Source organism: Pseudooceanicola nanhaiensis (assembly GCF_020171315.1).
GTDB classification, from domain to species: domain Bacteria; phylum Pseudomonadota; class Alphaproteobacteria; order Rhodobacterales; family Rhodobacteraceae; genus Pseudooceanicola; species Pseudooceanicola nanhaiensis_A.
On record NZ_JAIUZP010000004.1, the window covers coordinates 212,616 to 226,180 of the forward strand.

Consider the following 13,565-nt stretch of genomic DNA (forward strand, 5'->3'; position numbering starts at 1 on the left):
ATATGAGGATCATTCCCTCAAAGGAGGCTCCCCATGACGACTCTCGACCTGAATATCCCCGCAGAAGCGATCTCCCGCGCCCGGCACGACGGGTCGGTGATCGCCTCCACCCTTGCCGCCGTGCTGCTGCTGGCCCTGCTGGGGCTGCCCGCCCTGTTGGCCGGGCCCGACAGCCGCGCGCCGGAACACTGGAACGGCAATTCCGCGGGCGCCCTCAGCGCGCGGTAAGCCGGACCTGCACAGCAGACCTGACTGGCAGAACGACAACGGGGGCCCATGGCCCCCGTTTCGCTGTTCAGTCTCTGGCGCCCGTCAGCCCCGGCTCACGAGAGGGTCAGCATCTCGCGGTTGCCGGCGGCAAAGCGGCGCAGCACGGCCGGGTAGAGCTTGTGCTCCATCGTCAGCACCCGCGCGGCCAGCACATCGGGTGTATCGCCCGGCTCGACCGGCACCCGCGCCTGTCCGAGGATCGGACCGTCGTCGAGGTTGGGCGTCACCTCATGCACGGTGCAGCCTGCCTCGGCATCGCCTGCTTCCAGCGCGCGGGCGTGGGTGTGCAGCCCCTTGTACTTGGGCAGCAGCGAGGGGTGGATGTTCAGCATCCGGCCCGTCCATTGCGACACGAAGCCCTCGGTCAGGATGCGCATGAACCCCGCAAGGCAGAGGATATCCGGCTGATAGGGCGCGATCACCTCCATCAGCGCGGCCTCGAAGGCGGCGCGGTCGCCCTTGAAGGGGCGGTGATCCACGGCGGCCACCTCGACCCCCATGGCGCGGGCCTTGGCAAGGCCGCCCGCCTGCGGGTCGTTGGAGAGCACGAGGCAGGGCCGCGCCGGGTGATCACCCTGCATCGACTCGACCAGTTTCACCATGTTCGAGCCGCCCCCCGACAGGAGGATGGCGACCCGCTTCGTCTCGGCTTGGGTCAAGAGAGCGTGCCCGTGTAGGAAACGCCTTCGCCGTCCGTCACGGTGCCGAGGCGGAAGACGGTTTCGCCCTCGCCTTCCAGCAGCGTGGTCAGGGCCTCGGCCTGATCGGCCGCCACGACGACGACCATGCCGATGCCGCAGTTGAAGGTCTTGAGCAGGTCTGCCTGATCGGTGCCGCCCTGCGCGCGCAGCCACTGGAAGACCGGCGGCAGCGACCATGCGGAGAGGTCGATCTCGGCGCCGAAGCCCTCGATGACGCGCGGCAGGTTCTCGGTCAGGCCGCCGCCGGTGATATGGGCAAGCGCATGGACACCGCCTGCGCGCACGGCGGCAAGCGCCGGCTTCACGTAAAGACGGGTCGGCGTCAGCAGCGCCTCGCCGAGGGTGCCCTCGCCGAAGGGGCAGGCCGCGTCCCAGCCAAGGCCCGAGACCTCGACCACCTTGCGGACCAGCGAATAGCCGTTGGAATGCACCCCGTCCGAGGCGAGGCCCAGCAGGACATCGCCCGCCTGCACGCCTTCGGGCAGCGCGGTGCCGCGCTCCATCGCGCCGACGGCAAAGCCTGCGAGGTCGAAATCGCCCGCCGGGTACATGCCCGGCATCTCGGCGGTTTCGCCGCCGATCAGCGCACAGCCCGAGCGGTAGCAGCCCTCGGCGATGCCTTCCACCACGCGGGCGGCAGCATCGACCGACAGCTTGCCGGTGGCGAAATAGTCGAGGAAGAAGAGCGGCTCGGCGCCCTGGCAGACGAGGTCGTTCACGCACATGGCGACCAGGTCGATGCCCACGCCGTCCACGAGGCCGGTGTCGATGGCGATGCGCAGCTTGGTGCCCACGCCGTCGGTGGCCGCCACGAGGATCGGGTCCTGATACCCGGCAGCCTTCAGGTCGAAGAGCGCGCCGAAGCCGCCCAGGCCCGACATGACGCCGGACCGGCTGGTCCGCTTCGCCGCCGGCTTGATCCGTTCGACCAGCTCATTGCCCGCGTCGATGTCCACGCCGGCATCGGCATAGGTGATCCCGTTGGGTTTCCCGCTCATGCGCACTCTCCTGATGATGGCGCCCCCGATAGAGCAATGCGGCGCGGCTGTCCACGGGGCAAGCGGGCCGAAACCACAGGTTTCAGCCAGAGTTTCGCCCTGCCCGTCTCCGGCCCGCCGGGTTTTCCGGGGCGCAGGCCCGTTGCGACGCCTCCGCCCCGTCCCCGCGGCGGGGGTGACGCCTCAGTCCGGCACGAAGCGGTAGCCGAGGGGAGCTGCCTCCACCCGGCCCACGGCGGGGAAGTCGAGGTGCATGCCAACCACCCGTTCGCCGCTGCGCGCCTGCTGCTCCAGCAGGGCCTGCCGGGTCGCCCGCGCCTGATCGGCATTGAGGTCATAGACCACGCTCCACTCCGGCAGGGCGAGCTGGAAGCGCTGCGAATGCACCACGTCGGCGAGGATCAGGAGGCTGTCCTCCCCGCGCTGCAGGCGGAAGCCGGAATGACCCGGCGTGTGGCCCGGCAGCGGCACATGGGTCAGACCGGGCAGGACCTCCTCGCCCTCCTCCAGCAGCCGGACGCCTTCGGCATAGGGCAACAGCGTGGTGCGGACATAGAGGCGCGAGCTGCGCGAGCCTTCGCTGAGGGCCTCCAGCAGCGCGTCGTCATGCACCATCTCCCAGTCGGTGCGGCTGAGCACGAGGGTGGCGTTCGGGAACCGCGCCCCGCCCGCATCATCCAGCAGCGCGCCGACGTGATCGCCGTGGGGATGCGTCAGCAGGACCGTCGTGATCTGCTCCGGCGTCACGCCCGCCTCCTCCAGCGCCTCGGGCGTGAAGCCCGCGTTGGGGCTGCGGCCCGGAGGATTGCCCGCGTCAATCAGGATCACCTGCCCCTCCAGCTCGACCAGACAGGCGTTGATGTCGAACTTCAGCGGCTCCTCGGCCCGCGTGCCCGTCTGGGCATCCGCCTTTGCCGCAAGCGCGACATCATAGGAGAGCAGCACCGCCTCGGCCTGCGGGTACATGGCGCCGTCGTGGAGAACGGTCAGGGCTGCGTCGCCGACGGGCACGCGGTGAATACGTGTCATGAGGGGCCTCCTTGGCTGGCGCCAAACAAGCAGCCCCGTGGCCCGGATGCAATCCACGACACCGTGCAGTGGCGCGCATGCTTGACCCTTCCGGCGCAGATCGCGATAACAGCCCCGGACGGGCCTGTAGCTCAACGGTTAGAGCAGAGCGCTCATAACGCTTTGGTTGCGGGTTCAAATCCTGCCGGGCCTACCACCCTTCCGTCCCGATGCCCCAGTCTGCCCCAGGCGCCCTGATCCGCAAGACGTTCGACGTTGCCCCGCGCGGGTCTTCCTGAACAGCACCGGGACTGAAGACCGAGGCCTCCCCCCGGCGCTGCCACGCCACGTGTGCCGTGGAACAGGGACGCCACTGCGCAAGCGCTTTCTGCCCCCGGCCTTCGGCGCCATTGCGCGCAATATCAGGCCGGCGTGCGGGTTCTCGCCACTCGATCGGGCTATTCTGCAACGATTCATGTGCCTTGCGCCGTTGCAGCATGCGAACGCCATAATTGAACCCGAGTTGCATGGCCCTGTGGTACGCACTGACTCGCCCCCCATCCTCCGTGGCCGCCCCTGCCCGGTCTTCCCTCTCCCAAGGACCTGAAATGAAATACGCCCGTCTCGTCATCGGCTTCATCGTAATCTTCGCCGCCATCTGGATCATCGTCGGCGAGCAGATGTCGGGGGCCAGTGCGGATGCCGTGGTGAATGCCCCGGTCGTGACTGTCCGGTCGGATGTCGCCGGGACGCTGGACATGCCCCAGCGGGCCTATGGGTCGCGCATCGCACAGGGCGAAGTTCTGGCGACGGTGACGGACGAACTGGTGGATACGGTCCGACTGAATGACCTGATCATGGAGCAGGACCTCGCCCGGGCCGAGGCCGCGCGCCTCTCTGCCGATATCGACGCGACGCAGGCCGTGCTGACCGACCTGCGCGCACGAACCGATGTCTTCCGCAGCAACCGGCTGGACGAACTGCGCACGCGGCTGGATCACGCCCGTGTCCGTCTCCAGCTGCTGGAAGGCGGCGATTTCCCCGACGGGACGGACCAGCGGCTGATCGACGGTCTGGACGACCTGCAAGACCGGCTGCCGGGCGAGCCGCTTGTGGATGCGCTGGTGCTCGATCACGCCCGTGAGCGGGTCGAGGTGCTGCAGATCGCGCTGCGTGCCGCCGAGGCGGGCGTCTTCCTTGGCGACGGTTACAACGACAGCCCCAATGCGGAGCAGCGGGCCACCGAACTCGACAGCGTGCTTGCGGACCAGCAGAACGCCCTGACCGAGGCAGAGGGCCGCGTGGATGCGATCCAATCCCGGATCGACCGCGAGCGGGTGCGCGTCAATGCCCTCAGAGGGGGCGAGATGGCCGCGCCGGTCAATGGCCTCTATTGGGACATCCTGCAGGCCGATGGCGTGACGGTGCAACGCGGCGATCCTCTCCTGCGTCTGGTGAACTGCGACGAGGCGATGGTGACACTGTCGGTGACCGAGCGGGTCTACAACGATCTGAGGATCGGACAGGCCGCCACCTTCCGACTGGAAGGCCAGTCCGAGCTTTTCGATGCGACGGTCGCCCGGTTGGCCGGTTCGGGCGCCGCGACGGTCTACGAACATCTGGCCGTCGCCCCGAGCCAGAAACATCTGGAGCGCTACGACGTGATGCTGCAGGTCCCCGGCCTTGCCGCCGACCCCGAGGCCGGGTGCCTCATCGGGCAGACCGGTCGCGCCTTCTTCGACCGCCGGCCGCTCGACCTGTTCCGCGGCTGACATGCTTGAATTTCCGCATCTGGGCGGGCTCGGATCGAGCATCATCCACCTCTGGCTGATCACCGGGGTGGCGCTGATCCTGCCCTCGGTCGTCGACCGGACCAACAACCGCCACCGCGCGGTGCTCTTCGTGATCGCCTTCCTGTTTGCCCTGCGCTACGCGTGGTGGCGTCTGAGCGAGACCTTGGCGCCGGTGGGGCTGACGGTCGACTTCGTCGCCTCCACCTCCCTCTTCGCGCTCGAGATGCTGGCCCTCGTCGGGTCTCTCAGCGCCTTTGTCATCATGTCGCGCGTCAAGCTGCGCAGCGACGAGGCGACGGATCACGAAGGGTGGTGGAGCGGGCCGGAACCGAAGGTCGCCATCCTGATCGCCACCTACAACGAGGATCGCGATGTCCTCGAACGGACGATCGTCGGCTCTCGCTCGCTCAGGCACCAGAACAAGGAGGTGATCGTCCTCGACGACAGCCGCCGCGACTGGCTGAGGGACTTCTGCGCCGAGCTTGGCGTGCGCTACATGCGCCGCCCCGACAACAAGGGCGCCAAGGCCGGCAACATCAACCACGCGCTCACGCGGCTGGCCGAAGACCCGGTGCCACCGGATTTCGTTGCCGTGCTCGACGCCGATTTCGTGCCGCACCGGGGCTTCCTGTCGCGCACGCTCGCGCTCTTCCACGACCCCGCGGTCGGGCTGGTCCAGACCCCGCAGCACTTCTTCAACCCGGATCCGATCCAGCACAATTTCGGGCTCAGCCGCTCCTACCCTGACGAACAGCGGTTCTTCTTCGACCACATGCAGCCATCGCGCGACGGCTGGGGCATTGCCTTCTGTTGCGGCACCTCCTCGGTCTGCCGGGTCGCGGCGCTCGAGGACATCGGCGGCTTTCCGACCGAGAGCGTGACCGAGGATTTCCTGCTGACGCTCTCGCTGCAGAATCAGGGCTGGCGCACCGTCTACCTCGCCGAACCGCTGACCGAGGGCCTCGCCCCCGAGGGGCTGAAGGAATACGTCACGCAGCGCGCCCGCTGGTGCCTCGGGCTGATGCAGATCGCGCGGTCCTCGCTCGGTCCCTTTGCGCAGAACAACCTGCGCCTGCGCGACAGGTGGAGCGTGGTCGACTCGGTCTTCTACTGGCTGACAACCTTCCCGTTCCGCATCGCGTCGATCTTCTTCCCGCTGCTCTACTGGTACTTCAACATCACCGTCGTCGACGCGCGGCTGCCGGACGTGATCAGCTATTTCGGCTGTTACTACGTCTGGTTCCTCGTCGTGCTGAACATCCTCAGCCGGGGGATGATCGTGCCGATCCTGAACGACGTCAGCCAGTTGATCGGCGCGATCCCGATCAGCCGCGCGGCCTTCACCGGCCTCTTCCGGCCACATGGCCACCCCTTCTCGGTCACGGCCAAGGGCGGTGACCGGTCCCGCGTCGTCGTGCAGTGGCGGATGATGATGCCGTTCCTGCTGACCTTCGCCGTGACCTTCGCGGGCCTCTGGCTGGGCATCGCCTCGGATGCCTTTGCCTTCAACGATGCCGGCGACGGGAAATGGGTGATCCTGTTCTGGACGCTCTACAACCTTGTCGTACTGGGGGCCACGGCACTGGCCTGCATCGAGCTGCCGCGCGCCGAGATCCATGTCGCCGACAGGCCCGAGCGCGTGACCTTCCGCGCCGACGGCGTCGAGTGGTACCTGTGGATCACCTCGCTGACGATGGACACGGTGCGGCTGCGTGGTGCGGTCTTCCCGGCCGAAACCCGCGGCACCCTCGAACTGGAGGGCGTTCCGGGCGAGGTCGCGGCCTATGTCATCACGCCCACGGTGGACGGCGCCCGGGTCCAGCTGCTGCCGAACGCGGCGCAGCGCGATGCCTTCTTCGTGCGGTTCTACGCCGAGGGCAACGCACCCGGTGTGGCCAACGTCCGGGCCTCGGCCCTGCTGGGCGACCTGATGGAACGCTTCTCGGTCAGGAGCCGCTGATCTTGCGGCGGGCCTGAAGACGGGCGAGTGCCGCCGACAATTGGGCGGCCTCGCGCGTCGAATTCCGTTCCCGGGGATAGGCATCCTCGCCCGCGGCAAGCTGCGTCGCGCTGTCGACGAGTGCGTCGATGGGACGGATGAAGATCAGTACGAAGAGGAAGGTCAGGAGCGCCAGCACGGCGAGCGCCAGTGCCGCGGCCAGCGCCGCCGATCCGACGAGGCTGTGCAGGCCCGCCTGGAAGGTCCCGGCGTCGAGCCGGCCCGCAAGCCGCCAGCCGAAGTTGGGCAGGTCCGCGTAGGACAGGTTCGGCACCAGCGTCGTGAAATACTCCCGCCCGTCGGACCATTCGGCGCGGCCTGACGCCTCGGCCCCGGACCGCGCGGAGGCGAGTTGCATGACCTCCTCCACACCGGCCGTGGTGCCGGTGGAGGACATGACGATCTCGCCCGACTGGCTGATGAGGTAGAGGTCGATCCCGAGGCTCCGCGCCATCTCCGCCAGCGACCGTTCGGCCCAGCCCGCGTCGATGTGCATGCCCAGCACCCCGGTCAGGTCTCCCTCAAGGTTTTTGACCGGCAGGGCGAGGTCGACGAAGCGCAGCGGCTCGCCGCCCTCGGGGCGCAGAAGGTTGGCCAGAAGGACCGCCTCGTGGACGTCACCCGCAAAACCCGACCGCAGCCCGTTGCGGAACCACGGCCGCTCGCTCACATCCGCGCCGACCAGCAGCCCGTCAGAGGCCTCGCGCACGGTTCCGTCGACACCCGCGTAGCCGATCCACGAAATCCGCGTGCCATCCCCGCGCATCCCGGCCATGACCTCGCCGATCCCGTCGAGGTCCGATCCGTCAATGGCGCCGGAGAGATACTTGAGATCGGCCCAATCTGCGTGCAGCGCCCGGGCGAAGTCCTGCCCTGCCGCCTCTGTCCGCTTGCGCACCGCACTGTCGAGCGCCTCGTCCAGCACGCTTTCGGACCGCGCCATGAACAGCGCGGCAGCGGCCACGGCCAATACGAGCACCGAAAGGACGACGAAGCCGTAAACGGCCGTGCCCAAGGTGACCAATCCGCGGGACGGTTTCTCTGACATATGCAGCCCAGCCTCAGAAGGTGTTGACGGCGAAACCGACGAAGAAGGTCTCGGCCTTGAACTTGTATCCGGCCCGCAGAACGTAGGGCCCGTCGCCCAACCGCTTGCTGACAGCCGCGACGACAGAGCTGTACTTGTCGCTGCCACCGACGGAGAACTCAGTCGCGAAGCCGGAATTGCCGAAGCCGGTCTGCACCAGCCCGAAGTAGTCATTGTCGTTGGTGCTGTAGTTGCCCAGCACGAAGATGTGCCCGAAGGACGTGGGCGCCCAGCGTTCAAGCGCGACCTTGGCACCAAGCTGCGTCTCATCGGATGCGGTGTCACTGAAGCTGTGCGCCACGCTCGGGCCGAGCTTGACCGTCCCTAACCCCTCGACCGGGATCGACCACAGGAGCGAGACGTGGCCGGAACTGCCGCCCTCGTAGCGCGTGTAGCCCGCATCGAAGCTCAGCTGCCCCCGCGCGATGGAGAGGCTGGCATCGGTCGCGTCTTCCGCGATGTCGAGCTGGAAGAACTCTCCATCCGCCCGGGCCGATGCCGCGCAGGTCAGCGCGATGGCCAGCCCGATCGCCGCCCGTGTGTGCGCCTTGGTCTTGCGCGTCTCCATGCCTGCCCTCTCGCCTAAGTGCCGCGTTTCGCGACGATTCTGCCCCGGTTCTATGGCCGGGAAATACAGCAATTCTGTGGTCACGCCCCTGCCTCTCTGCCCGGCGGCGTGATTAACGAGGCCCGACCACGGGATTGCCCATCAAAGATATGTGAGAAGTGTATGTTATCGGCAGAGCAGCGCAAGTGAGGCCACGCCCGGGCGAAAGCGTGATCCTGCCGATCCCGTCTCGCCGGATGGTCGTCCCGGGTCAGACCATTGTCGCCGCCCCCGGCAGGATCGCCCGTCGATTGGTCGTCCCCCATCAGGATCGTTCTGCGCTCTACCTTCAAGAAGTCGCTGTCCTATCCCCAAATGCGGGGCGCATGCGTCTGATGCTCCGGCTATGTGTCATGGTGAGCGCGGGGCAGCGACCACGCCTGCAGCGTCGGCATTTTCGGCACTGTAGCATCCCTAAGCGGTGGTCAGCAAAAGCGCAGCCACCCCGCGCTCACCCCTCCCTTCTGCCGTCGGATTTCATCGAGCCCGAAGCGCGCCCTGCCCGGTCCAGCGGTCCGAAATCCGGGCGGGACACCCGATGGCCAGAACCGTGGAGCAATGGTCAGCGCCCGCGTCCCGCCCCGGTGATCGCGTCGCAATGCCTGCAAGTCGGGCGCAGCCTTCTGCCGGAACGGCCGCTGCGGGCGATTGCCCCTTGAGAGCGGGCCGCCGCTCGTGCCCAAGTGGGGCCGTGGCCCACACGCCCGGGCCGCCCGCCTGACGCCCCGTCCGAGGAGAAAGACATGGTCCAATCGGTTTTCCTGTCGGAGATGCCCGCCCTTGCCAGCGGCGGCAACGCCCGGGACCACGACATCGGCGAGGCGCAGAATGCCAACGTCCTGCCCTTCGGCGACAGCTACATCGGCCTGATCAAGGTCTTCCCCTCTGCACCGCAGGACATCTACCCCGCGCAGGTCTACCGCTATGACCTCGGCGTGTCGGAGCTGGAGAGCAACGCCGATCTCTGGAGCCTCTTCAACGGCATCAACATCCGGCCCGAGCAGAACAATCCCCAGATCGACTTCGGCGTTGGCACCTGGACAGAGCCGCTCGACAGCCATTCGAACCCGGCCAAGCGGTGGATCCCCGACCTGCCCTCCGGCGGATTGAACAAGGGGCGCACCTACCGGATCACCGACGCGGGCAACACGAACTGGGGCCGGATCGGTGCCGCCTCTGCCAAGGCGGGCGCCAGCTTCGTTGCAACGGACACCACCGGCGGCAGTGGCCGCGCCCGGATGATCGCCACGGACGGCGCGCTGGAAACCGGCGTCTGGTACGTGATCGAGAGCCCCGGCACCTCCGATTTCCGCACGGCCGGCGCCCCGGCGAACACCGCAGGCACGGTGTTCCGCGCCACGGGGCCCGGCGGCAAGGGCACCGGCACGGTGCTGCTGACCTATGGCGCGCGGCACGGCGACATGGCGGGCAGCGTCTTCGACGACGGCAGCGGGCCGCGCCAGCAACTCTGGGTCAATGTCTACGGCTATGCCAACATCCCCTCCAACCGCCTTGCCCTGATCGAAAGCCGCGACGGCTTCGAGACCTACGAGGAGATCGGGGAGATCACCTTCAACGGCGGCAACTTCGGCGCGACGGTGGCCGATGTGGTGCAGCGCCCCGGCACCACCGATCTCTACATGCTCTGCTCGATCCGTCACGCAGAGCGCGGCTTCATCCAGGTCGTCCGCAAGTCCACCGACGGAGGCCGGACGTGGAGCAACACCGGATCGCGCATCCGCCTGTCGGATGACCCGGCCTCGCCGCGCTACTTCAGCTATCCCGTGGGCCGGATCATCGCCGCCGATGACAAGCGGGTCTGGGCCTCGATGCCGGCCTCGCGCTATGGCGACGACTGGCCCGAGGCCAACATCATCGCCCATGCGCAGTGGTGGGAGATCGAGAACGGCAAGCCCTGGACGATCTGGGACAAGGCGATCTCTCTCATGCGGGGGCCGCAGTATTCCGGGGGGTGGAATGCGGATTACGTCTGGCTGCCCGACGGGTCGGGATTTGCCGTGCACAATTGCTTTGGCATGCACAGCTTTCAGGACATCAACACGCCGCAGATGAACCGCCTGCGCGACGTCAATCAGTACTACCGCGTCGGCGAAGGGTCGGACAAACACACCGCGGTGGTTCAGACCCTGAACCGCCTTGCCTTCGACAACCCCGACTACTGGCCTTTCGAGGACGGCGATACCGTCCGGCTCAGCTCCTTCGGCTATCATCTGGCCGCCACCGGCCTGAAGGACGGCGCCCCCGTGACGCTGAACGAACGCCCCGAGGCCGCGGAGGCGCAATGGATCATGCGCCGCGAGGGCGAGTTCTTCTGGAAGATCGTCCCCCGCGATGCGCCGGAGCTTTCGCTGGCGATTTCCGGGCCCGAGGACGACAACCGCGCGATCGGCCTCGCCATGGCCCTGCGCCAGCACGACGCCAAGGATGCGGCGCAGAACATCGCGCATCACTGGGCCATGCTGATGATCGGCGACGGCGCCCCGACCGCCTGCTACCTGCAAAACCGGCGCAGCAGCCTTGGGATGCACTACAACTGCACCCAGCAACCGCTGCTCTATGGCCGTCCCGACATGATCTGGGTGGTGGAGCGGGCCTGACTGCGGCCCCTCCCGGCGCCCTCGCCTGACTGCGGCCCGTTGCGGCGTCGTCGGCCACGGCCCGTCGCCCTGCCCTCGCCTACGGCCCCGGGCGTCACCCCGTAAAGGCAGCCCGTCGCGGCGGCACGGGGCGGATCAGCGCGCGATCACGATGTCGGCCTGAAGCCCACCCATCCTCAGGCTGTCCCCCAGCCGCAGCACGCCGCCATGGGCGCGCGCGATGTCGATGGCGATCGAGAGGCCCAGCCCCACGCCCATGCCGCGATTCTGGTTGCGCGATTCGTCGAGCCGCGCGAAGGGGCGCAGCGCCTCTTCCCGCCGGTCGGCCGGAATGCCCGGCCCGTCGTCCTCGACCCGGATGCGCAGGCTCTTCTCGGACAGCGTGACCGAGACCTCGGCGCGCTCGCCATAGCGCACGGCGTTGGAGATCAGGTTCTCCACCGCGCGCCGGATCGCACCGGGGCGCAGCAGCACTGTCCCTTCACCCTCCGTCTCCACCAGCGTCACCGGCACCGCGCCGCGCTGATCGTCCTCGACGATCTGCCGGACCAGCGCGATCGGGTCGACCTCTTCCACCTCCTCGCCCGTGGTGCCGCGCGCGAAGGCAAGGAACTCGTCCAGCAGGTGCTGCATCTCGGCCACGTCGCGCTCCATCGGCTCGCGGTCCTCGTCCTCCAGCATGGAGAGGCCCAGCTTCAGCCGGGTCAGCGGCGTGCGCAGGTCGTGGCTCACCCCCGAAAGCATCAGCGTGCGCTGCTCGATCTGGCGCTCGATCCGGTTGCGCATGTCGAGGAAGGCATTCCCGGCCGCCCGCACCTCCACCGCACCGGAGGGCTTGTAGGGCTCGACCCGTCCGCGCCCGAAGGCCTCCGCCGCCTTGGCCAGCCGCGTCACCGGGCGCAGCTGGTTGCGCAGGTAGATGAAGGAGATCGCCGTCATCAGCATGCCGAAGACCACCATGTTCACCAGCAATTGGTGCGGGTTTGAGGCCGAGACCCGCTTGCGCGAGAAATCGAACCGCAGGAGGCCACGGGCCCCTTCCGCGTAGACCGTCACCCGCTGGTCATCGGGCAGCAGCACGGCGCGCACCGCCGGCACGGCCCCGTCCAGCGTCGCGATCACCACGCGCCCCGAGAAATCGTACCAGCGGCGTTGGTCCTGCGCCGGCAGGTCGGCCTCGGGCACCTTGGTGACGGCGATCTCCAGGAAGTTCGAGATCTCCTCCAGCGTGATCTCGGGCAGCAGGGCCGCCTCCTCCTTGTCCGCCTCCAGCAGGACCCCCAGCTCCAGCGAGAGCGAGCCGGTCATCTGCTTGGTCACCCCCTCGAAGTGGCGCTGGATGAAGACGACGGAGACCACCAGTTGCAGCGTCACAACCGGGAGCACGAGGATGAGCGCCGCCCGCCCGTAGAGGCTGCGCGGCACATAGCGTTTGAGCCAGTCGAAGGTCATGGCTAAACCTTAGCAGCGGACTTGGCGGAGGAAAGCCCATGCAGAGCCCCATGCAAGCGCCGGATGATTTCGATCCCCGGCCCGGAAAGCCCGTGGCGCTGTCGCCGCTGGTGCGCCGGATCGTGGCGCCGAACCCTTCTCCGATGACCTATCGCGGCACGAACACCTATCTCCTTGGCGCGACGGAGGTCGCGGTGATCGACCCGGGCCCCCGCGATGCCCGCCACATGGAGGCGATTCTGGCGGCCCTCGCGCCCGGCCAGCGGATCAGCCACATTTTCGTGACCCACGCGCATCTGGATCATTCTCCCCTCGCCCGTGACCTGTCCGAGGCGACGGGCGCCCCGGTGCTGGCCTATGGCGATGCCTTCGCCGGGCGGTCCGCCGCGATGCAGGCCCTCGCCGCGACGGGCGAGATCGGCGGCGGCGAAGGCGTGGATGCCACCTTCGTGCCCGATATCCTTCTGGCGGACGGGGCCGAGGTGTCCGGCCCCGACTGGACGCTGGAGGCGCTCTGGACCCCCGGGCACTACGGCAACCACCTGAGCTTCCGCCTGGGGGACGAGATCTTCTCCGGCGACCTCGTGATGGGATGGGCCTCCTCCCTCGTCTCGCCCCCCGATGGCGACCTGACGGACTTCATGGCCTCCTGCGAGCGGCTCGCCACCCTGCCCGCCCGGCGCTTCCATCCCGGCCACGGCGCACCGGTCGCGACCCCGGCCGAGCGGCTCGCCTTCCTGCTGTCCCATCGCCGCGCCCGCGAGTCGGCGATTCTGGACGCGCTCAGCGACGGCCCCGCCACCGCGGCCGCCCTCGCGGCGCGGATCTACACCGACACGGATCCCCGTCTCCTGCCCGCCGCAACGCGCAATGTCCTCGCGCATCTCATTGACCTTACGGGAAGATCCCGTGTTTCGCCGGTCGGAGACCTGACCCTCGACGCCCGCTTCGCGCGCCGCTCCTGACCCTGCCGCAAGGTCATGGCACCCGCGGCGAGAAAATCGAAAATTTCGTGACAATTGCCTCTGGACG

At 68.1% G+C, this 13,565-nt stretch carries 11 protein-coding genes and 1 tRNA gene; 6 read left to right on the forward strand and 6 right to left on the reverse strand.

Translation table 11 applies throughout. The annotated features are described in order from the left end of the window. The first annotated feature begins 33 nt into the window (after positions 1–33). The gene (locus LCM32_RS05930) at positions 34–228 is read left to right on the forward strand and encodes a hypothetical protein (protein WP_224820142.1); all 195 of its coding nucleotides are present in this window, start codon (positions 34–36) and stop codon (positions 226–228) included. A gap of 95 nt (positions 229–323) precedes the next feature. Here the strand turns inward: LCM32_RS05930 and purN are convergent, their stop codons facing one another. The 3 genes from purN to LCM32_RS05945 form a co-directional block, all read right to left on the reverse strand. Beyond that, positions 324–929 (reverse strand): phosphoribosylglycinamide formyltransferase, encoded by a 606-nt coding sequence (purN, locus tag LCM32_RS05935; RefSeq protein ID WP_224820143.1) that lies wholly within the window; start codon positions 927–929, stop codon positions 324–326. Further along, positions 926–1,969, reverse strand: coding sequence for a phosphoribosylformylglycinamidine cyclo-ligase (gene purM / locus LCM32_RS05940; RefSeq protein WP_224820144.1), 1,044 nt, complete (start codon positions 1,967–1,969; stop codon positions 926–928). Before purM ends, purN begins: the two co-directional genes overlap by 4 nt. Positions 1,970–2,152: 183 nt before the next feature. Further along, on the reverse strand, positions 2,153–2,998 hold the full coding sequence (locus tag LCM32_RS05945) for an MBL fold metallo-hydrolase (RefSeq protein WP_224820145.1): 846 nt from the start codon (positions 2,996–2,998) through the stop codon (positions 2,153–2,155). 120 nt (positions 2,999–3,118) lie between these two features. Here LCM32_RS05945 and LCM32_RS05950 point away from each other — a divergent pair. From LCM32_RS05950 to LCM32_RS05960, 3 genes are all read left to right on the forward strand, one after another. Then, positions 3,119–3,194: transfer RNA gene (locus LCM32_RS05950), tRNA-Ile, on the forward strand. Between the two features lie 391 nt (positions 3,195–3,585). Next, positions 3,586–4,749 (forward strand): HlyD family secretion protein, encoded by a 1,164-nt coding sequence (locus tag LCM32_RS05955; RefSeq protein ID WP_224820146.1) that lies wholly within the window; start codon positions 3,586–3,588, stop codon positions 4,747–4,749. A gap of 1 nt (position 4,750) precedes the next feature. Further along, positions 4,751–6,730, forward strand: a complete 1,980-nt coding sequence (locus LCM32_RS05960) for a glycosyltransferase (protein ID WP_224820147.1) — start codon at positions 4,751–4,753, stop codon at positions 6,728–6,730. On the opposite strand, the gene LCM32_RS05965 is transcribed toward LCM32_RS05960, so the two are convergent. Next, complete coding sequence (locus LCM32_RS05965; RefSeq protein ID WP_224820148.1) at positions 6,717–7,784, reverse strand: cache domain-containing protein; 1,068 nt, start codon at positions 7,782–7,784, stop codon at positions 6,717–6,719. The two genes, LCM32_RS05960 and LCM32_RS05965, sit on opposite strands and share 14 nt — an antisense overlap. 46 nt (positions 7,785–7,830) lie before the next feature. Further along, positions 7,831–8,424 (reverse strand): hypothetical protein, encoded by a 594-nt coding sequence (locus LCM32_RS05970; protein WP_224820149.1) that lies wholly within the window; start codon positions 8,422–8,424, stop codon positions 7,831–7,833. A gap of 782 nt (positions 8,425–9,206) precedes the next feature. Here LCM32_RS05970 and LCM32_RS05975 point away from each other — a divergent pair. Further along, positions 9,207–11,081, forward strand: coding sequence for a hypothetical protein (locus tag LCM32_RS05975; protein WP_224820150.1), 1,875 nt, complete (start codon positions 9,207–9,209; stop codon positions 11,079–11,081). Between the two features lie 135 nt (positions 11,082–11,216). On the opposite strand, the gene LCM32_RS05980 is transcribed toward LCM32_RS05975, so the two are convergent. Next, positions 11,217–12,533 carry an ATP-binding protein gene (locus LCM32_RS05980; RefSeq protein ID WP_224820151.1) on the reverse strand — a complete coding sequence of 439 codons (1,317 nt, stop codon included), beginning with the start codon at positions 12,531–12,533 and terminating at the stop codon, positions 11,217–11,219. Positions 12,534–12,583: 50 nt separating this feature from the next. On the opposite strand from LCM32_RS05980, the gene LCM32_RS05985 reads away from it, so the two are divergent. Beyond that, positions 12,584–13,498 (forward strand): MBL fold metallo-hydrolase, encoded by a 915-nt coding sequence (locus tag LCM32_RS05985; RefSeq protein WP_224820469.1) that lies wholly within the window; start codon positions 12,584–12,586, stop codon positions 13,496–13,498. Positions 13,499–13,565: the final 67 nt, after the last annotated feature.